This window comes from Streptomyces sp. NPDC028907 (assembly GCF_055564995.1).
This window is the reverse complement of the sequence record NZ_JBVHVE010000001.1, coordinates 12635-31296: the sequence shown is the minus strand read 5'-3', so window position 1 is coordinate 31296 and position 18662 is coordinate 12635. Positions and strand designations below refer to the sequence as shown.

The 18662-nt window shown below is 70.4% G+C and carries 18 protein-coding genes; 10 read left to right on the top strand and 8 right to left on the bottom strand.

The window, feature by feature from the left end:
• Positions 1 to 72 precede the first annotated feature (72 nt).
• Positions 73 to 1062, top strand: a complete 990-nt coding sequence (moaA, locus tag ACZ4UU_RS00165) for a GTP 3',8-cyclase MoaA (protein WP_468035466.1) — start codon at positions 73 to 75, stop codon at positions 1060 to 1062.
• On the opposite strand, the gene ACZ4UU_RS00160 is transcribed toward moaA, so the two are convergent.
• Positions 1045 to 1284 carry a hypothetical protein gene (locus ACZ4UU_RS00160; protein ID WP_468035464.1) on the bottom strand — a complete coding sequence of 80 codons (240 nt, stop codon included), beginning with the start codon at positions 1282 to 1284 and terminating at the stop codon, positions 1045 to 1047. The genes moaA and ACZ4UU_RS00160 overlap by 18 nt on opposite strands.
• Positions 1285 to 1498: 214 nt before the next feature.
• The gene (locus ACZ4UU_RS00155; protein WP_468035462.1) at positions 1499 to 1897 is read right to left on the bottom strand and encodes a DUF3099 domain-containing protein; all 399 of its coding nucleotides are present in this window, start codon (positions 1895 to 1897) and stop codon (positions 1499 to 1501) included.
• Between the two features lie 212 nt (positions 1898 to 2109).
• Between ACZ4UU_RS00155 and ACZ4UU_RS00150 the strand changes: the two genes are divergently transcribed.
• Positions 2110 to 2391, top strand: coding sequence for a GlsB/YeaQ/YmgE family stress response membrane protein (locus ACZ4UU_RS00150; RefSeq protein WP_468035460.1), 282 nt, complete (start codon positions 2110 to 2112; stop codon positions 2389 to 2391).
• 169 nt (positions 2392 to 2560) lie between these two features.
• Here ACZ4UU_RS00150 and tyrS read toward each other — a convergent pair whose 3' ends face one another.
• From tyrS to ACZ4UU_RS00135, 3 genes are all read right to left on the bottom strand, one after another.
• Entirely contained in the window at positions 2561 to 3829 is a 1269-nt protein-coding gene (gene tyrS, locus ACZ4UU_RS00145) for a tyrosine--tRNA ligase (RefSeq protein ID WP_468035458.1), read from the bottom strand.
• Between the two features lie 66 nt (positions 3830 to 3895).
• Positions 3896 to 5299, bottom strand: coding sequence for a metallopeptidase TldD-related protein (locus ACZ4UU_RS00140; protein WP_468035456.1), 1404 nt, complete (start codon positions 5297 to 5299; stop codon positions 3896 to 3898).
• Positions 5296 to 6819: a TldD/PmbA family protein gene (locus ACZ4UU_RS00135; RefSeq protein WP_468035454.1), complete on the bottom strand. Its 1524-nt coding sequence runs from the start codon at positions 6817 to 6819 to the stop codon at positions 5296 to 5298. Before ACZ4UU_RS00135 ends, ACZ4UU_RS00140 begins: the two co-directional genes overlap by 4 nt.
• 240 nt (positions 6820 to 7059) lie before the next feature.
• Between ACZ4UU_RS00135 and fabG the strand changes: the two genes are divergently transcribed.
• The 3 genes from fabG (at position 7060) to ACZ4UU_RS00120 (ending at position 9053) form a co-directional block, all read left to right on the top strand.
• Positions 7060 to 7764, top strand: a complete 705-nt coding sequence (gene fabG, locus ACZ4UU_RS00130; RefSeq protein ID WP_468035452.1) for a 3-oxoacyl-[acyl-carrier-protein] reductase — start codon at positions 7060 to 7062, stop codon at positions 7762 to 7764.
• Between the two features lie 5 nt (positions 7765 to 7769).
• Positions 7770 to 8540 (top strand): enoyl-ACP reductase FabI, encoded by a 771-nt coding sequence (fabI, locus tag ACZ4UU_RS00125; RefSeq protein ID WP_468035450.1) that lies wholly within the window; start codon positions 7770 to 7772, stop codon positions 8538 to 8540.
• A gap of 162 nt (positions 8541 to 8702) precedes the next feature.
• Positions 8703 to 9053 carry a hypothetical protein gene (locus ACZ4UU_RS00120; RefSeq protein WP_468035448.1) on the top strand — a complete coding sequence of 117 codons (351 nt, stop codon included), beginning with the start codon at positions 8703 to 8705 and terminating at the stop codon, positions 9051 to 9053.
• Here the strand turns inward: ACZ4UU_RS00120 and ACZ4UU_RS00115 are convergent.
• A complete protein-coding gene (locus tag ACZ4UU_RS00115) occupies positions 9031 to 9723 on the bottom strand; it encodes a FadR/GntR family transcriptional regulator (protein ID WP_468035446.1) in 693 nt (230 codons plus the stop codon). The two genes, ACZ4UU_RS00120 and ACZ4UU_RS00115, sit on opposite strands and share 23 nt — an antisense overlap.
• A 70-nt stretch (positions 9724 to 9793) precedes the next feature.
• Here ACZ4UU_RS00115 and ACZ4UU_RS00110 point away from each other — a divergent pair, with 70 nt between their 5' ends.
• The 4 genes from ACZ4UU_RS00110 (at position 9794) to ACZ4UU_RS00095 (ending at position 12288) form a co-directional block, all read left to right on the top strand.
• The gene (locus ACZ4UU_RS00110; protein WP_468035444.1) at positions 9794 to 11143 is read left to right on the top strand and encodes a CynX/NimT family MFS transporter; all 1350 of its coding nucleotides are present in this window, start codon (positions 9794 to 9796) and stop codon (positions 11141 to 11143) included.
• Between the two features lie 49 nt (positions 11144 to 11192).
• The gene (locus ACZ4UU_RS00105; RefSeq protein WP_468035442.1) at positions 11193 to 11309 is read left to right on the top strand and encodes an SGM_5486 family transporter-associated protein; all 117 of its coding nucleotides are present in this window, start codon (positions 11193 to 11195) and stop codon (positions 11307 to 11309) included.
• 188 nt (positions 11310 to 11497) lie between these two features.
• On the top strand, positions 11498 to 11704 hold the full coding sequence (locus tag ACZ4UU_RS00100; RefSeq protein ID WP_468035440.1) for a hypothetical protein: 207 nt from the start codon (positions 11498 to 11500) through the stop codon (positions 11702 to 11704).
• A 65-nt stretch (positions 11705 to 11769) separates the two neighbouring features.
• Positions 11770 to 12288: a SixA phosphatase family protein gene (locus ACZ4UU_RS00095; protein ID WP_468035438.1), complete on the top strand. Its 519-nt coding sequence runs from the start codon at positions 11770 to 11772 to the stop codon at positions 12286 to 12288.
• A gap of 125 nt (positions 12289 to 12413) precedes the next feature.
• On the opposite strand, the gene serB is transcribed toward ACZ4UU_RS00095, so the two are convergent.
• Together serB and ACZ4UU_RS00085 are read right to left on the bottom strand one after the other, a co-directional pair.
• Entirely contained in the window at positions 12414 to 13622 is a 1209-nt protein-coding gene (gene serB / locus ACZ4UU_RS00090; protein WP_468035437.1) for a phosphoserine phosphatase SerB, read from the bottom strand.
• 220 nt (positions 13623 to 13842) lie between these two features.
• Complete coding sequence (locus ACZ4UU_RS00085) at positions 13843 to 15783, bottom strand: streptophobe family protein (protein ID WP_468035435.1); 1941 nt, start codon at positions 15781 to 15783, stop codon at positions 13843 to 13845.
• A gap of 243 nt (positions 15784 to 16026) precedes the next feature.
• Between ACZ4UU_RS00085 and ACZ4UU_RS00080 the strand changes: the two genes are divergently transcribed.
• A complete protein-coding gene (locus ACZ4UU_RS00080) occupies positions 16027 to 18582 on the top strand; it encodes an ABC transporter ATP-binding protein/permease (RefSeq protein ID WP_468035433.1) in 2556 nt (851 codons plus the stop codon).
• Positions 18583 to 18662: the final 80 nt, after the last annotated feature.

The following is an 18662-nucleotide window of genomic DNA, read 5'->3' as shown; positions in this document are numbered from 1 at the left end:
CTCTGTCAGTGCGGTCACGTAGGCTCACAGGTGACGGAAGTTGAATCTGGTCGTGACGAGGGAGGGGGCCCAGTGCTCATCGACACCTACGGCCGTGTGGCCACCGACCTGAGGGTTTCGCTGACCGACCGCTGCAACCTGCGGTGCACGTACTGCATGCCCGAGGAGGGCCTGCAGTGGCTGGCCAAGCCCGACCTGCTCAACGACGACGAGATCGTCCGCCTCATCGACATCGCGGTGACCTCCCTCGGCATCGAGGAGGTCCGCTTCACCGGTGGCGAGCCCCTGCTGCGCCCCGGCCTGGTCGGCATAGTCGAGCGGGTCGCGGCCCTGAAGCCACGCCCGCAGATGTCGTTGACGACGAACGGCATCGGTCTCAAGCGCACGGCGACGGCGCTGAAGGCGGCGGGCCTGGACCGGGTCAACGTCTCGCTGGACACCCTGCGCCCCGACGTCTTCAAGACCCTCACCCGCCGTGACCGCCACAAGGACGTCATCGAGGGACTGCACGCCGCTCGCGACGCGGACCTGACCCCGGTCAAGGTCAACTCGGTCCTGATGCCGGGCCTGAACGACGACGAGGCCCCGGACCTGCTCGCCTGGGCCGTGGAGCACGACTACGAGCTGCGCTTCATCGAGCAGATGCCCCTGGACGCCCAGCACGGCTGGAAGCGCGACGGCATGATCACCGCGGGGGACATCCTGACCTCCCTGCGCACCCGCTTCGAGCTGACCCCCGAGGGTGCGGAGAAGCGCGGCTCGGCCCCGGCCGAGCGCTGGCTGGTCGACGGCGGCCCGCATGTGGTCGGCGTGATCGCCTCCGTCACCCGCCCGTTCTGCTCGGCCTGCGACCGCACCCGTCTGACGGCCGACGGTCAGGTACGCACCTGCCTGTTCGCCCGCGAGGAAACCGACCTGCGCGCGGCCCTGCGCTCGGGCGCCCCCGACGAGGAGATCGCCCGCATCTGGCGGCTGGCGATGTGGGGCAAGAAGGCGGGAGCGGGACTGGACGATCCGTCGTTCGTCCAGCCGGACCGTCCGATGTCAGCCATCGGTGGCTGAGGAGTCCTCCCCGGAGCCCTCTTCCCACTCCATCAACAGGACGACGTCCTTCAGAAAACCCCGCACCCCGAGGAACTGCGACAAATGCTCGCGATGCTCCTCACAAGCGAGCCATGTCTTGCGACGCTCCGGCGTGTGAATCTTCGGATTGTTCCACGCCAGCACCCACACGGCGTCGGCACGGCACCCCTTGGCGGAGCAGATGGGCGTCTCGTCACTCACAGATTCGTCTCACAGATTCGCGCACAAAAAGGCGACGCCGAGCAGCCACGGGGGGAGCTGCCCGGCGTCGGTCCGTCGCTCCGACGGGGGATGCGGAGCGCCTACGAAGTATGTCACGGGTAACCCGCCGCCCGGCACCGGAACAACACTATTGATCTGAGCTTTTCCTGAGCTTGGCGCGGACTCGACTTCCGGAGGACACCGGTCCGCGAAATCACGCCTCGTCGCGTGGTTTGCTTTGTGCGCCCGACGCGGAGTCGCCCGCGACATCTTCCGGGACGGATTCCGCGAAACCGTCATTCGTTCGCGGCGGCGCGATCATCGGCCGCACATGCGCGGTCACGAACGTCGACGGCAGAGACGGCGCATTCTCCCGCCCCGCGTTGGCGATCACCACCGCGATGTACGGCAGGACCGCTCCGAGGACCAACGCCACGATCGCGACGTGCCGTTCGACGTTCCACAGCGTGGCCGCGAGAATCACCGACACCGTACGGACCGACATCGAGATGATGTACCGACGCTGTCGCGCGCGCACATCGTCGTGGAGGCCCGCCCGGGCTCCGGTGATCCGGAACACCTCGGTATTGCCGTCAGCGTGCAGCTTCCGCATCACATTCCACCATCCGCCCGCATCGGACTCGCCCCCGGCCCGTCTCGTCTTCCACGGTACGCCTCGCCTCCGCCGCCTACGAGACCGGGGCCCCTGTCACCTGGGGGAACGCGGTGGGCCGTAACGCGTACGGCCGTACCCGGCATGCGGCGTACTCCCGTCGGACCAAGACTGGGCGTACTGCTCACCCCGAGCCGTACGAGGAGGCAGCCATGGGCTGGTTGTGGGCGATCATCGTCGGATTCGTGCTGGGCCTGATCGCGAAGGCCCTCATTCCGGGCAAGCAGCACAGCCCCCTCTGGCTGACCACCATCTTCGGCATGCTCGGCGCCATCGTCGGCAACGCCGTCGCCCGCGGATTCGGCGTCGACGAGACCAGGGGCATCGACTGGAGCCGGCACATCTTCCAGATCGTCGCCGCGGTGATCATCGTGTACGCGGGGGACATGCTGTACATGTCGACGCTGGGCAAGAGAAAACAGCGACGGGCGTGAGCGCACGACGCCCTGAGCGCACGACGCCCTGGGCGGACGCGCCCCAGAGGGGCGCGGGACGGTATCGATCTGCGGCTCCGCCGCGGGGCGCGACCAGCCACGACGAAGCCGCAGCCCGCAGATCACCGCACCCCTACGGCGCAACCGAGACGGAGCCTCCCGCGGAGCGCTACGCGCCCGTGACCTCTACAGCCGCCAGGTTCTTCTTCCCCCGCCGCAGCACCAGCCACCGCCCGTGGAGCAGGTCCTCCTTGGCGGGCACGGCATCCTCCCCGGCGACCTTCACGTTGTTCACGTAGGCCCCGCCCTCCTTCACGGTCCGCCGCGCAGCCGACTTGCTGGCCACCAGGCCGACCTCGGCGAGGAGGTCGACGACCGGGCCGAGCTGCTCGACCCGGATGTGCGGCACCTCGGACAGGGCCGCCGCCAGCGTCCGATCGTCCAGCTCCGCCAGCTCGCCCTGCCCGAACAGGGCCTTGGACGCGGCGATCACGGCGGCCGTCTGGTCGGCCCCGTGCACCAGCGTCGTCAGCTCCTCGGCCAGAGCCCGCTGCGCGGCCCGCGCCTGCGGCCGCTCCTGCGTCTGCTTCTCCAGCTCCTCCAGCTCCGCACGGGACTTGAAGGACAGGATCCGCATGTACGTCGAGATGTCCCGGTCGTCCGCGTTCAGCCAGAACTGGTAGAACGCGTACGGCGTCGTCATCTCCGCGTCGAGCCAGATGGCGCCGCCCTCGGTCTTGCCGAACTTGGTGCCGTCCGCCTTGGTCATCAGCGGGGTCGCGAGCGCGTGCACGTTGGCATGCGGCTCCAGCCGGTGGATCAGGTCCAGACCCGCCGTGAGGTTGCCCCACTGGTCGCTGCCGCCCTGCTGGAGCGTGCAGCCGTGCCGCCGGTACAGCTCCAGGAAGTCCATGCCCTGGAGCAGCTGGTAGCTGAACTCCGTGTAGCTGATGCCCTCCTCGGACTGGAGCCGGCGGGCGACGGAGTCCTTGGTGAGCATCTTGTTGACACGGAAGTGCTTGCCGATGTCCCGCAGGAACTCGATGGCCGACATGCCGGCCGTCCAGTCCAGGTTGTTCACCATCACCGCGGCGTTGTCGCCCTCGAAGGACAGGAACGGCTGGATCTGCGCGCGCAGGCGGTTCACCCAGTTCGCGACCGTCTCCGGGTCGTTCAGCGTGCGCTCGGCCGTCGGGCGCGGGTCGCCGATCTGGCCCGTGGCACCGCCGACCAGCGCCAGCGGGCGCAGGCCCGCCTGCTGGAGGCGGCGCATCGTGAGGACCTGGACCAGGTGGCCGACGTGCAGGCTGGCCGCGGTCGGGTCGAAACCGCAATAGAACGTGACGGGACCGTCCGCGAGCGCCTTGCGCAAAGCGTCCTCGTCAGTGGACAGGGCGATCACGCCGCGCCACTTCAGCTCGTCGACGATGTCCGTCACGGTTCTCGTGTCTCCTCGATGATCTTCGGCCAGTCGGATGACAGCCGACTGCAAACGCCTACGAGGTTATACGCCCTGACTGACAGAGCTCATGTTGAAATCGGGGACGCGCAGCGCCGGCATCGCCGCCCTGGTGAACCAGTCGCTCCACTCCCGGGGCAGGGTCTTCTCCGTACGGCCCGCCTCCGTCGCCCGCCCGAGCAGCCCCACCGGCGACTCGTTGAACCGGAAGTTGTTGACCTCGCCGGTCACCTCACCGTTCTCGACGAGGTAGACGCCGTCCCGGGTCAGCCCGGTGAGCAGCAGCGTCGCCGGGTCGACCTCGCGGATGTACCAGAGGCAGGTCAGCAGCAGCCCCCGCTCGGTGTCCGCGACCATCTCCTCCAGCGAACGGTCGTCGCCGCCGTCCAGGATGAGGTTGTCGATGCCGGGCGCCACGGGCAGTCCGGTCAGTCCGGCGCTGTGGCGGGTGGTCGTGAGGTGCTTCAGCTCGCCCTCGCGCATCCACTCGGTGGCCGTGAGCGGCAGCCCGTTGTCGAACACCGACTGGTCGCCGCCGGAGGCGTGCGCGATCACGAAGGGCGCGGACTCCAGACCCGGCTCGTTCGGGTCGCTGCGCAGGCTCAGCGGCAGCTCGCTCAGCTTCTCGCCGACCCGCGTTTTGCCACCCGGCTTGGAGAACACGGTGCGGCCCTCGACCGCGTCCCGCCCCGACGCCGACCACATCTGGTAGATCAGCAGGTCCGCCACGGCCGTCGGCGGCAGCAGCGTCTCGTAGCGGCCCGCCGGCAGCTCCAGGCGCCGCTCGGCCCAGCCGAGGCGTACGGCCAGCTCGGCGTCGAGCGCCGTGGGGTCCACGTCCTTGAAGTCCCGTGTGGAGCGCCCCGCCCATGCCGAGCGGGTGCGGTCCGGGGACTTGGCGTTCAGCTCCAGCGTCCCGTTGGGCTGGTCGTGCCGCAGCCGCAGCCCCGTGGAGGTGCCCACGTACGTCGACACCAGCTCGTGGTTGGCGAAGCCGTACAGTTCCCGGCCGCCCGCACGCGCGCGTGCGAACGCCTCGCCGAGCGCCGGGGCGAAGTCGGCGAACACGGTGGACGACGTCTCGGCCGGGGCGTCCGTGAAGTCCGGCGACGCCGGTGCGTCCGGCAACAGCGGCTGCGCGTCCTCGGCGGGCCCGGCACCGCGCGCGGCGGCCTCGGCGGCCCGCACCAGCGGCTCCAGCTCGTCGGCTGTCACGGCCGACCGCGACACGACCCCCGAAGCCGTGCCCTCCTTGCCGTCGACGGTCGCGACGACGGTGAGCGTCCGCCCGCGCGTGACGCCGTTCGTGGTCAGCGCGTTGCCCGCCCAGCGAAGGTTGGCGGTCGACTGCTCGTCGGCGATGACCACACACCCGTCCGCGCGGGACAGCTCCAGGGCCCGCTCGACGATCTCGTGCGGCTTGTGCGCCTTGGTGGAGTGAGCGCTCATCGACCGGCCTCCTGCGTGGTGTTGAGGATGTTGACGCCCTTGAAGAGGGCCGAGGGGCAGCCGTGCGAGACCGCCGCGACCTGGCCCGGCTGGGCCTTGCCGCAGTTGAAGGCGCCGCCGAGCACATAGGTCTGGGGACCGCCGACGGCTGCCATGGAGCCCCAGAAGTCGGTGGTCGTCGCCTGGTAGGCCACGTCCCGCAGCTGACCGGTGATCCGCCCGTTCTCGATCTTGAAGAAGCGCTGTCCGGTGAACTGGAAGTTGTAGCGCTGCATGTCGATCGACCAGGACCGGTCGCCGACGACGTAGATGCCGCGGTCCACGCTCCCGATCAGGTCCTCGGTCGACATCCCGGCCGGATCCGGCTGCAACGACACGTTGGCCATGCGCTGCACCGGCACATGGCCGGGGGAGTCGGCGAACGCGCACCCGTTGGACCGCTCGAACCCGGTCAGCCTCGCGATCCGCCGGTCCAGCTGGTAGCCGACGAGCGTGCCGTCCTTGACCAGGTCCCAGGACTGGCCGGCGACGCCCTCGTCGTCGTACCCGATGGTCGCCAGGCCGTGCTCGGCGGTGCGGTCACCGGTGACGTTCATCAGGTCGGAGCCGTACCGGAGCTTGCCGAGCCGGTCGAACGTGGCGAAGGAGGTGCCGGCGTAGGCGGCCTCGTAGCCGAGGGCGCGGTCCAGTTCGGTGGCGTGGCCGATGGACTCGTGGATGGTCAGCCACAGGTTGGAGGGGTCGACGACGAGGTCGTACGGCCCCGCCTGAACGCTGGGCGCCCGCATCTTCTCGGCGAGCAGAGCGGGGATCTGCTCCAGCTCGCTCTCCCAGTCCCAGCCGGTGCCCGTCAGGTACTCCCAGCCGCGTCCGACCGGCGGCGCGATGGTGCGCATGGAGTCGAACTCACCGCTCGACTCGTCGACCGACACGGCGGTCAGCTGCGGGTGCAGCCGTACCCGCTGCTGGGTGGTCACGGTGCCGGCGGTGTCGGCGTAGAACTTGTTCTCGTGGACCGTCAGAAGCGAGGCGTCCACGTGATTGACGCCGTCCGCCGCCAGCAGCCGCGCGCTCCAGTCCCCCAGCAGCGCCGACTTCTCCTCGTCGGGCACGGAGAACGGATCGATCTCGTACGACGAGATCCACGTCTTGTCGGCATGCACCGGCTCGTCGGCGAGCTCCACCCGCTCGTCCGACCCGGCGGCCTTGATCACCTGCGCCGACAGCTTCGCCATCGCCACCGCCTGCGAGGCCACCTTGGCGGCGGCGTCCAGCGTCAGGTCCACACCGGACGCGAACCCCCAGGTCCCGCCGTGCACCACCCGCACCGCGTACCCGAGGTCGGTGGTGTCCGACGACCCGGCGAGCTTGGCGTCCCGCAGCCGCCAGGACGCGCTGCGCACCCGCTCGAACCGGAAGTCCGCGTGCTCGGCACCGAGCGCACGCGCGCGTGCCAGGGCGGCGTCTGCCAGGGCGCGTAGCGGAAGCGCCGTGAAGGCTTCGTCGATCGTATGAGGCACGGAGGTCTCCCTGCTGTCGTGGCCTGTCGGCACCGATCATGTCGCGCGGGCAGGGTCATGGACCACACGTTTCCGGCTGGAGCCGTCGTCTTTCTGTAGGGACCCGACAGCGACACCCCTACGCCACTGTCGGTGCCCGAATGTCCCCGGACCGGACCGGCCCGATAGGTTTTCGGAGAAGCCGCCTGTCATCCAGCTGTTCGGGCGGGTGTGTCAGACCCCTATCGAAAGGGTGATCCGTTGAGCCGCTCGGTTCTCGTCACCGGAGGCAACCGGGGCATCGGCCTCGCCATCGCCCGCGCATTCGCCGACGCCGGCGACAAGGTCGCCATCACATACCGCTCGGGTGAGCCGCCGGCCGGCTTCCTCGCCGTCAAGTGCGACATCACCGACACCGAGCAGGTGGAGCAGGCCTACAAGGAGATCGAGGACGCGCACGGGCCTGTCGAGGTGCTCGTCGCCAACGCCGGCATCACCAAGGACCAGCTCCTGATGCGCATGTCCGAGGAGGACTTCACCTCGGTCATCGACACCAACCTCACCGGCACCTTCCGCGTCGTCAAGCGCGCCAACCGCGGCATGCTGCGCGCCAAGAAGGGCCGCGTGGTCCTGATCTCGTCGGTCGTCGGTCTGTACGGCGGTCCCGGTCAGGCCAACTACGCCGCCTCCAAGGCCGCCCTGGTCGGCTTCGCGCGCTCCCTCGCCCGTGAGCTGGGCTCGCGCAACCTCACTTTCAACGTCGTGGCTCCCGGCTTCGTCGACACCGACATGACCAAGGTGCTCACCGACGAGCAGCGCGCGAACATCGTGGCGCAGGTCCCGCTCGGCCGGTACGCGCAGCCGGAGGAGGTCGCCGCCGCGGTGCGCTTCCTCGCCTCGGACGACGCCTCGTACATCACTGGAGCCGTCATCCCCGTTGACGGCGGACTGGGAATGGGTCACTGATCACCATGAGCGGAATTCTCGAGGGCAAGCGCATCCTGATCACGGGTGTGCTGATGGAGTCCTCCATCGCGTTCCACGCCGCCAAGCTGGCCCAGGAGCAGGGCGCGGAGATCATCCTCACCGCCTGGCCCCGCCCCACGCTGACCGAGCGCATCGCCAAGAAGCTGCCCAAGCCGGCCAAGGTCCTGGAGCTCGACGTCTCCAACGACGAGCACCTCGCCCGCCTGGAGAGCCAGGTCCGTGAGCACCTGGGCGACCGGCTCGACGGCATCGTGCACTCCATCGGCTTCGCGCCGCAGGACGCGCTCGGCGGCAACTTCCTGAACACGCCGTTCGAGTCCGTGGCCACAGCCATGCACGTCTCCGCCTTCTCCCTGAAGTCGCTGACCATGGCCCTGCTGCCGCTGATGACCGAGGGCGGTTCCGTCGTCGGCCTCACCTTCGACGCGCAGTTCGCCTGGCCGCAGTACGACTGGATGGGCCCGACCAAGGCCGCCCTGGAGGCCACGAACCGCTACATGGCGCGTGACCTCGGCAAGCACGACATCCGCTGCAACCTGGTCTCGGCGGGCCCGCTCGGCTCCATGGCCGCGAAGTCCATCCCCGGCTTCGCCGAGCTGGCGTCCGTCTGGGACAGCCGCTCCCCGTTGGAGTGGAAGCTGGAGGACCCGGAGCCGGCGGGCAAGGGCGTCGTCGCCCTGCTGTCGGACTGGTTCCCGAAGACCACCGGCGAGATCGTCCACGTGGACGGCGGTCTGCACGCCATCGGCGCCTGATCTCCCGTACGCCGTTCGACGCCCCGTTCCCCGCCGCGCGCGGGGTGCGGGGCGTCACCCGTTCGGCCTATCCGGCCGGGCGGGCCGGGCCCACAACTGCGCACTCTGGAGTACGCGTTCACTTCGCGAGCCCCTCCCCACCACGGCCGAGGAGGTCCCCTTGTGCGCTTGTCCCGCCGCCTGGCCTCAACGACCGTCGCCGTCGCTCTCGTACTGCCCCTGTCGTACGACGCGATAGCCCACGCGCGCGTGCACATCGCGGAAGCGGAGCCCGAGGATCCGTTCGGCGCCGCCTGCCGGATACGTGTCACCGGCTCCCATGTGACCGCGTACTGCCACAACCCCTATCCGGAGACCGACAGCGTGAGCCTGCACGTCGAGTGCGCCCGCTGGTGGGACCTCGACAGCGACGGCTCCTCGGTGGACGCCGAGCCGGCGCAGACCGTGCGGCTGACCGGGCGCTGCTGGAAGGAGGTCGCCTCGGTGTGGGTCAGCCACCGGCAGGAGGGCTGAAGCGCCCCGGGCGGCACAGGAACGGATAGCTCGCCGCTTCCGCCGCGGCCGCCTCCGCGTCGCCCGCGCGGACCGCGTCGACCAGCCGCGCGTGGTCCATGTGCGTCTCCGGCGTCAGCTCCTGGCCGACGTCCTCGCGCAGCCAGTCCCGCAGCACCTCGCCCAGGTCGGCGTACATCGCGGTCATCACGTCGTTGTGGGAGGCCGCCACCACCGCCAGATGGAAGGTCGCGTCGGCCGCCACGAAGGCCTCCGCGTCACCCGACTCCCAGGCCTCCTCACGCCGCACCAGCAGTGCGTCCAGCTGCTTGAGGTCCTTCTCCGAGCGCCGCTCGGCGGCCAGCTTCGCGGCGGCCGACTCCAGCGTGGAGCGCAGCTCGGCGATGTGCCGGGGATCGGCGCCGGCGAAGCGGCGGTGCATGACGCCGGCCAGCTCGCTGGTGGCCACGACATAGGTGCCGGAGCCCTGGCGGATGTCCAGCAGGCCGTTGTGGGCGAGCGCGCGGACGGCCTCGCGGACCGTGTTGCGGGCCACACCGAGCTGCTCGACCAGCTCGGGCTCGGTCGGGATCCGGGCGCCGACCGGCCATTCGCCGGAGGTGATCTGGTTCCGCAACGCCGCGATGACCTGCTCGGACAGCGCCGAACGACGGGGGTGGCTCAAGGGCATGGCACACCTTCGCACGGGAGGACGGGCACCGGTCGGCCCGGAGGTGGACAACCAATCATCCCATGATTCTATGATGGGCCTCATGGCACGCGAGGAACCCCGGACGGCGACGTCCACGCGAATACGCACGGCCCAGACACACACCACCGAGGCTCCCACCCCTGCACGGTCCGCCGCGCGCGCGTGGACGACGCGGCTCGTGGTGCTCGGCATCGTGCTGACCGCGTTGAATCTCCGCCCCGCCATCACCAGCCTCGGCGCCCTCCTCGAAGAGGTCCGCGACGGGCTCGGCATGAGCGGCAGCGTGGCCGGACTGCTCACCTCCGTGCCCCCGCTCTGCTTTGCCGTCTTCGGCGTCATGGCCCCCCGGCTCGCCCGCCGCTTCGGCCCCGGCGCCGTGGTCTGCGCCGGCATGGCCGCCATCACCGCAGGCCTGCTCCTGCGCCCGTACGTCGGCAGCACGGCCGGCTTCCTGGCCGCCAGCGCCCTCGCCCTCATGGGCATCGCGCTCAGCAACGTCCTGATGCCGGTCATCGTCAAGCGCTGGTTCCCCGACCGGGTCGGCTCCATGACCGGCCTGTACTCGATGGCCCTCGCCCTCGGCACCGCGTCCGCGGCGGCCGTCACGGTGCCCATGACCGAGGCGCTGGGCGGCAGTTGGCAGACCGGGCTCGCGGTCTGGGCGGGCCTCGCGGCGTTGGCCGTCCTGCCGTGGATCCCCTTCGTACGGGACCGGGACCAGGAGCCGGGCCGGGCGGGCGCGCGGGGACGGGACGGGGGAGCGGCGCCCGCCGAATCCGCGCAGGAGAAGCACGCGCGCGTGGAGACCCCCACCTTGCGGATCACCCGGAGCCGCACCGCCTGGGCCCTCGCCGTCTACTTCGGCCTCCAGGCCACCGGCGCCTACATCACGATGGGCTGGATGGCGCAGATCTTCCGCGACGCGGGCGTGCACGCCGGCACGGCAGGGCTGCTGCTCGCCGTCACCATGGTCATGGGAGTTCCGCTGGCCTTCGTCATCCCGCGCCTCGCCACCCGGCTGCCCCACCAGGGCCCGATCGTGCTCGCGCTGGGCGTCTGCGGCCTCCTGGGCTACGCCGGCCTGTACCTCGCGCCCGTCGCCGGCTCCTGGGCCTGGGCCCTGCTGCTCGGCGTCTCAAACTGCTCGTTCCCGCTGGCCCTCACCATGGTCGGCATGCGGGCCAGGACCAGCTCGGGCGTGGCCCAGCTGTCGGGCTTCGCGCAGAGCACCGGCTATCTCATCTCCATCCCCGGCCCGCTCCTGGTGGGCGTTCTCTACCAGCACAGCGGCGGCTGGGGGCTGCCCATCGCGCTGATGGCCGGCCTGATGATCCCGCAGATGGCGGTGGGCGTCCTGGCGGGACGCAACCGCACCGTGGAGGACGAGGCGGCCCGCTGAGCGTCACCCCGGCGCACCCGCCGCGGACCGCGGGTGCGAGACTTGCCGTATGCCAGTGCTCGACCCGAATCCCCAGAACGGCCAGAAGAAGATGCTGCTCGTCTTCGGCGCCTTCTTCGCCATCTTCGCGATCATCGCCATCGTGGCGACGATCGCCGCGCCCTGAGACGGGACGGCCGCCACTCCCGGCGAGGTCGGCAAGCCGATGGTGGGGCTAGCACCACCATCCCCTAGGGGGCGAGTGTCAGGGTCAACTGGGTGGATCACCGGATGGGTTGACGGCCGGGAAGTCCGTAACTTCGAAGTGTGACCGCGAGAGGCGGACACGGACACTCGAAGACTTACGGAGGCGACATGTCGGCCCGCACCCACACCCCGCCCCACCCGGCGTCCACGGGCCGTGCCGACATCCGGCTGCCCTGGTGGGCCCTCGCCCTGCCGACGCTCGCGTTCGTCACCCTGCTGACGCTGATTCTCAACCCCTCCGACGCGCACGCAGCGACCGCCGAGCCCGCGATCACGCAGCTCCTCGAGCGCATACAGCAGTTGATCACGCGCTGAGCACGGTGGAAGCCGCCCGTCAACTCCCTGCGCCCCGTGGCGTGTTTCATGCGAAGCTGGATCTCATGAGCGTCGCAGAACCCCGCAGGATTGTCCTCTTCCGGCATGCGAAAGCCGACTGGCCACAGGTGAACGACCACGAGCGGCCGCTCGCCGACCGGGGCCGAAAGGACGCGGCAGAGGCCGGACGCAGGCTGGCCGACACCGACGTCCCCTTCGATCTGGCCCTGTGCTCGACCGCGACCCGGACCAGGGAGACCTGGAAGCTCGCCGTCCACGAGTTCCCGCACCGGCCGAAAACCATCTACGAAGAGCGGGTCTACGAGGCCTCGCCCGGCGAGCTGATCGCCCTGCTCAACGAGACACCCGACGACGCGCAGAACGTCCTGCTGATCGGCCACAACCCGGGCGTGCAGGGCCTCGCGGAGATCCTCTCCGGCGCGGCCGAGAGCGACGCACGCGAGCGTATGAGCCGCCGCGGCTTCCCGGCCGCCGCCTTCGCGGTCCTCTCCTTCAGCGGCAGCTGGAAGACGCTGGAGCCCGGCGTGGCCACGCTGCTCGACTACTGGGCCCCCTCCGAGTGACCGACCCACGCGAAGGGGCCCGGCACCGTGACGGTGCCGGGCCCCTGTGCACGTAGGGCCCCCGGGACGCGGCCTGGGCGGTCGACGGCGCCCGAGGCGGTCGACGCACCCGACGCCGTGGGCCGTCAGACCTCGTCGTGACTGTCCGCCGTCTCGACCTCTTCGCGGGTGACGCCCAGCAGATACAGGACCGTGTCAAGGAACGGCACGTTCACCGCCGTGTGCGCCGCCTCCCGCACCACCGGCTTGGCGTTGAAGGCGACACCCAGGCCGGCCGCGTTCAGCATGTCCAGGTCGTTGGCGCCGTCCCCGATCGCCACCGTCTGGGACAGCGGAACTCCCGCCTCGGCGGCGAACCGGCGCAGCAGCCGCGCCTTGCCCGCCCGGTCCACGATCTCGCCGGTGACCCGGCCCGTCAGCTTCCCGTCGACGATCTCCAGCGTGTTCGCCTGGGCGAAGTCGAGTCCGAGCCGCTCCTGGAGGTCATCGGTGACCTGCGTGAAACCACCCGAGACGACACCCACTTGATACCCGAGGCGCTTCAGCGTACGGATCAGCGTGCGCGCGCCCGGCGTCAGCCGCACCTCGCTGCGCACCTTCTCCACCACCGAGGCGTCCAGCCCCTCCAGCAGCGCCACGCGCGCGTGCAGCGACTGCTCGAAGTCCAGCTCCCCGCGCATCGCGGCCGCCGTCACCTCGGCCACCTTGTCCTCGCACCCGGCGTGTGCCGCGAAGAGCTCGATCACCTCGTCCTGGATGAGCGTCGAGTCGACGTCCATGACGACCAGGCGCTGGGCACGCCGGTGCAGCCCGGCCGCCACGACCGCGATGTCGACGCCCAGTGCCGCCGCGTCGGTCACCAGGGCCGTGCGCAGCGGCTCGGTCTCCGCACCGGACACGGCGAACTCCACCGCCGTCACCGGGTACTTGGCGAGCCGGAAGATGCGGTCGATGTTGGCGCCCGACTTCGTGATCCGGGCGGCGATGGCGGCCGTCGCCTCCGCGGTGAGCGGGTGTCCGAGCACGGTGACCAGGGAGCGGCCGTGGCCGCGCGGCCGGTTGTCGCCCAGGCCGGAGATGATCTCCGCCTGCATCTTCATCGACTCGGCCCAGCTGTGGACGGTCGCCCGGAGATCGCCCTCCACGCCGGCCGGAGGCTGCGTCACGAGAGCGCACAGCGTGATCCGGCCACGGGTGACGACCTGCTCGATGTCGACCACGTCGACCGAGTAGGCGGCCAGCGTGTCGAAGAGTCCGGCCGTGATGCCCGGCCTGTCCTTCCCGAAGATCTTGACGAGAAGGGTGGGGATGTCGGAGGTCTGCGAAGCGCTCATGGTGCTTCCACCGTATCCGGCACCCCGTGCCTGCCGCCCCTGAGGTCCGTCTGGCGGACACGGAACACTGGGTGTCGGTCGGGTGGCGCGCGCCTTACGTCACGGTCACGACTGCCTCGGTGGCTGTGAGGTGCCCCGGAGGCACCCGTGAGCCGACACCAGGGCGGATCTCCCCGAGAGATGCCGGTCCAGCTGGTGCCTCAGGAGCGCCTCCGGTGGATCAGGAACGCCGCTTCGGATTCCCCGGTGGCGGGGGAGCGGGCGGCGGAGGTGGAGGTGGAGGCGGCGGGGGCGGAGAGGGAGGCCCGTCGTCCGCTCCGGGTGACGGCCGTTTCCCACGCCCTCGAGGAGGTCGAGCCGACCTGGGAAGCGGCTCGATCGGCCGGACGACAGTGGGCGCGCCGTACATGTCGTCGCCACCGTCGCGCCCCGGCGCGTCCCCGGGCGACCGCGCACCCTCGGACGGCGGGACCGCCCCGGGCGGCCGCGCGTCCTCCGGTTCGCACAGCTGGTCCGGCACACGCAGATACGGGTTCGTCGCCGGGTTCGGAGGCCGGTACGGGGCGCCGGGGGCGTACGGCCCGGACCGGCCTGCGTACGGCGAAACCCCGGCGCCCTCGGTCGTAGGACCAGCAGGACCAGCAGGACCAGCAGGACCAGCAGGTTCACCGGCAGGACCAGCCGGAACCGTAGGCTCCGTGGCGGCCCGGGCACCCACCCCCGGCGTCGCCCCCACGGCCAACGGCGCCGCCCGTAGCCCCGCAGCCTCGCTCGCCCGGGCCAGCAGCGCCCCCACGGCCCCCGCCCCCGCGCCCCACACCGCCCCGAGAACCAGCGCCATACCGAGGTTCCCCCGCAGCCGCACCCCGGCGCCGAACGCATCGAAGCCCAGCACCGAAAGCGAGGCGTCCACCGACAGCTCCGTCAGCCACACCAGCAACGGCAGCGTCAACGCCGTGGCGACCCCGAGCCGCAGCGCACACCGCCCGGCGAAACGGAGGGTCCCCGGATCCCGTACACCCTCGGGATCACCTGGGCCCCCCACCGGCGTCCGCACCGCCGTCAGCACCCCCGCGAGCAGCATCATCATCGCCGTGGCGACCCCCAGCAGCCACACCCGCCCGTCCAGCTCGGCCAGCCTGCCCAGCGTCACGGACTGGTCGGCTCCGCTGTCGAGCAGGTCGTCCAGGGGATCCGGCAGCAGAGCCGCAAGCGGCCCCGTCGCCCTGCCGTCGAACGGGACGAACAGGCCGATCGGGATGCCGAGCCAGACGCCGTTCGGGGCGCCGAGGAGTGCGGCGCCCGAGATCCGCCTGGGGTGGGCGTCGCCGATCGCCGCGTACGCGGCCGCCGCGAAGCCGGCCGCGACCGCCACCAGCACCACCGTGACGAGGGCGGACGCGGCGGGCCGTACGACGCGGTGGACGGCCTCCCAGCCGCGCGGCAGCGGGGCGCGGCGCGAGGCCAGCAGGGCGATCAGCAGGATGCCGGCGGACCAGCCCAGGCCGCCGAGCAGCGTCGGCGCCGTGTCCACGGTGAAGCCGACCGCCGCCTTGGCGTCGATGAGGTCGCCGATCTGGTCGGGCAGCAGCCCCCCGATGTCCCCGATGTCACCCACTCCGGGGATCTCGATCCCGCCACCGCCCCCGTCACCTCCGCCGCCTCCCGGCAGGTCGTCGAGCCCCAGCGAGCTCCCGTCGATCGTGATGACGTCGTGCCCCGCCCAGGCCAGTCCCCCCAGCATCGCCACGAACAGCGCGACCACCGCGCCCCCGCGCGCGATCAGTTCGGCCGGCGCGATCACAACTCCCGCACCCCGCAAGGACCGTAAGAAGAACCACGACAGGAGGACCGCTCCGACCAGGCTGACCCCCAGTGGCGTGATCTCGACGGCGGTCGCCGCCTCCGCGCCGGTCAGTCCGAAAGCGGACACATCGCCGGACGGCGTGACAGAACCACCCGCCCCAAGGGCCACCACCGCCGCGGTCATGGGCCCGAGAGAGGCCGAGCTGTCGGCCTCCAGTAAATGGAGTCCGAGTGCCGCCGTGCCCGCCATCCCGATCAACGCCCAGCTCACGCAGGCGATCGCGGACAACAGGATGTCCCCCCACGGCAACCGCGTGCCGTGCCTCGGGGTCTCGACGTTCGTGGACGCGCTCATGGCAGACCCCCCGATCCGCGGCGCGGCGAGGTGTTCGCCGCGCATGTCCCCCTCGCGTGGATTACCACTCTCCGGACTGATTTCAACCCCGTCAACGGAACCAGTCGAAGCGCGTGGGCGTGGTCCTCACAAGGCCCGACTTTCGGTCAGGGGGCGGAGCCTGAAATAGTTCCCGACGATGTTCGACATCCCTAGACTCCCTGTGTTGGGGGTAACTCGGGGGACTACTCAGTGGGGCATGGAGTGCCGGAACTCGTACTGGAATTGAATGGACGGACCTGGACGCTCGACGCGTCCAGGCCCTACACCCTCGGACGCGATCCGCAGGGTGACATCGTGCTCGACGACGCCAGGGTGTCCTGGCGGCACGCCACGATCAGCTGGAGCGGCCGCAGTTGGGTCATCGAGGACCACGGCAGCACCAACGGCACATTCGTGCAGGGTCAGCGGATCCATCACCTGGAGATCGGCCCCGGCTCGGCCGTATACCTGGGCAACGCGACCGACGGACCGTGCCTGAACCTCTCCGGAACCGCGGCTTCCGTCGCCTCGCCGCAGGCCCAGCCGCAGCAGCAGCCGTACGCCGCGCAGGGCGCGAACCCCGGCTGGGCGCCGCAGGCCCCCGCTCAGCAGGCGCCGCCCCAGCAGATCCCGCAGCAGCAGGCCGGCTGGCAGCAGCAGCAGCCGACGCCGCAGCAGCAGCCGCAGTCCGCGGCGAAGGTGCCGCACCAGCAGGGCCCCGGCGGTGGCGCGGGGGCGCCGCCGGTCTACGGCGACCGCAGCCCCACCACGTTCCACCAGTTCTCCGTCGGCCGCGTCATGCGCATCGGCCGTGCCCTGGAGAACGAGCTGGTCGTCTCCGACCTCCAGGTCTCCCGGCACCACGCCGAGTTCCACTCGACGCCCGACGGCCGCATGGAGATCCGCGACCTCGGCTCCCACAACGGCACGTACGTCAACGGTCAGCCGATCGCCAAGGGTGGTTCGCAGCTGCTGGGCCCGGCGGACATCGTCGGTGTCGGTCACTCGACGTTCCGGATCGTCGGCGACCGGCTCGAGGAGTTCGTCGACACCGGTGAGGTCTCCTTCTCGGCCCGCCACCTGACCGTCACGGTCGACGGCGGCAAGCAGATCCTCAAGGACGTCTCGTTCGGTGTCCCGGAGAAGTCCCTCATCGCGGTCATCGGCCCGTCCGGCTCGGGCAAGTCGACCCTGCTCAAGGCACTCACCGGCTACCGCCCCGCCAACCAGGGCGACGTCCTCTACGACAACCGGAACCTGTACAAGCAGTTCGCCGAGCTCCGTCAGCGCATCGGTCTGGTCCCGCAGGACGACATCCTGCACAAGGAGCTGACCGTCAAGAAGGCCCTCAAGTACGCGGCCAAGCTCCGCTTCCCGGCCGACACCACGGCCCGCGAGCGCGAGCAGCGCATCGACGAGGTGCTGCGCGAGCTCAAGCTGGACATCCACAAGGAGAAGAAGGTCACCTCCCTCTCCGGCGGTCAGCGCAAGCGCGTCTCGGTGGCCCTGGAGCTCCTCACCAAGCCGTCTCTGATCTTCCTGGACGAGCCCACGTCGGGCCTCGACCCGGGCATGGACCGCGACGTCATGCAGCTGCTGCGCGGTCTCGCCGACGACGGCCGTACCGTCCTCGTCGTCACGCACTCCGTGGCCGAGCTGGCGCTGTGCGACAAGCTTCTGGTGATGGCACCGGGCGGCGCGGTCGCCTACTTCGGCCCGCCCGAGGAAGCCCTGAACTTCTTCGGCTACGACACTTGGGCCGACGTCTTCTCCGCCTTCGAGAACTACCGCGACTACGACTGGGCGGGACGCTGGAAGGGCTCGCAGCACTACCAGATGTACGCCGCGGACATCGACGCGATCGCTCCGCAGTCCGTACAGATGCCGCCGATGCAGGCGATGAAGCCGCCCAAGCCTCAGGGCTGGCTGTCGCAGTTCCTGACCCTGGTGCGCCGCTATGTCTCGGTCATCGCCTCCGACAAGGGCTTCCTGGCCCTGTCGATCATCCTGCCGCTCGTCCTCGGCTCGGTGAGCCTGCTCATCGACTCCGGCAAGGACCTCCTGGTCAACACGGAGATCAACCCGAACACCGGCAAGCCCGTCGCCAACGGCACGGCCCTCACCGTCCTGCTGATCCTCGCGGTCGGCGCCTGCTTCGCCGGCGCAGCCAACTCCGTGCGTGAGCTGATCAAGGAACGGGTCATCTACGAGCGGGAGCGCGCGACCGGCCTGTCCCGGTCCGCGTATCTGATGTCCAAGGTGTTCGTGCTCGGCCTGATCACCGTGCTGCAGGGCCTGATGGTCGGTGTCATCGGCTTCTCCAGCCGCACCATCCCGGACGAGGGCCTGATCCTCGGCAGCCAGATCCTGCTGGAGCTGTGCATTCCGATCATGGCGCTGGGCTTCACCGCGATGATGTTCGGCCTGATCATCTCGGCCCTGGTGAAGACCGCGGAGAAGACCATGCCGCTGCTGGTCATGTTCGCGATCGTCCAGGTCGTCTTCACCGGCTGCCTGTTCCCGCTGGCCGGCTCCATCGGCGTCAACGAGCTCTCGTATCTGATGCCGTCGCGCTGGGCGGTCGCCGCCGCGGGTGCCACGCTCGACTTCAACCAGATCAGTCCACCGGCCAAGGGCGACAGCAACGACCCGCTGTGGGAGCACACGGTCGGCGCCTGGTCCATGGACATGATCGCCCTGATCGTCCTCGGCGTGATCTGCGGCTTCTTCGTGGCCCGCTTCCTGCGCCGCCACGAGCCCGAGGTCATGCGCAAGTAGTCGCCTTTCCGTACGACGCCCGAAGGGCGGCACCCCGTCAGGAGGGTGCCGCCCTTCGGCGTACGGATCGCAAGGCCCGC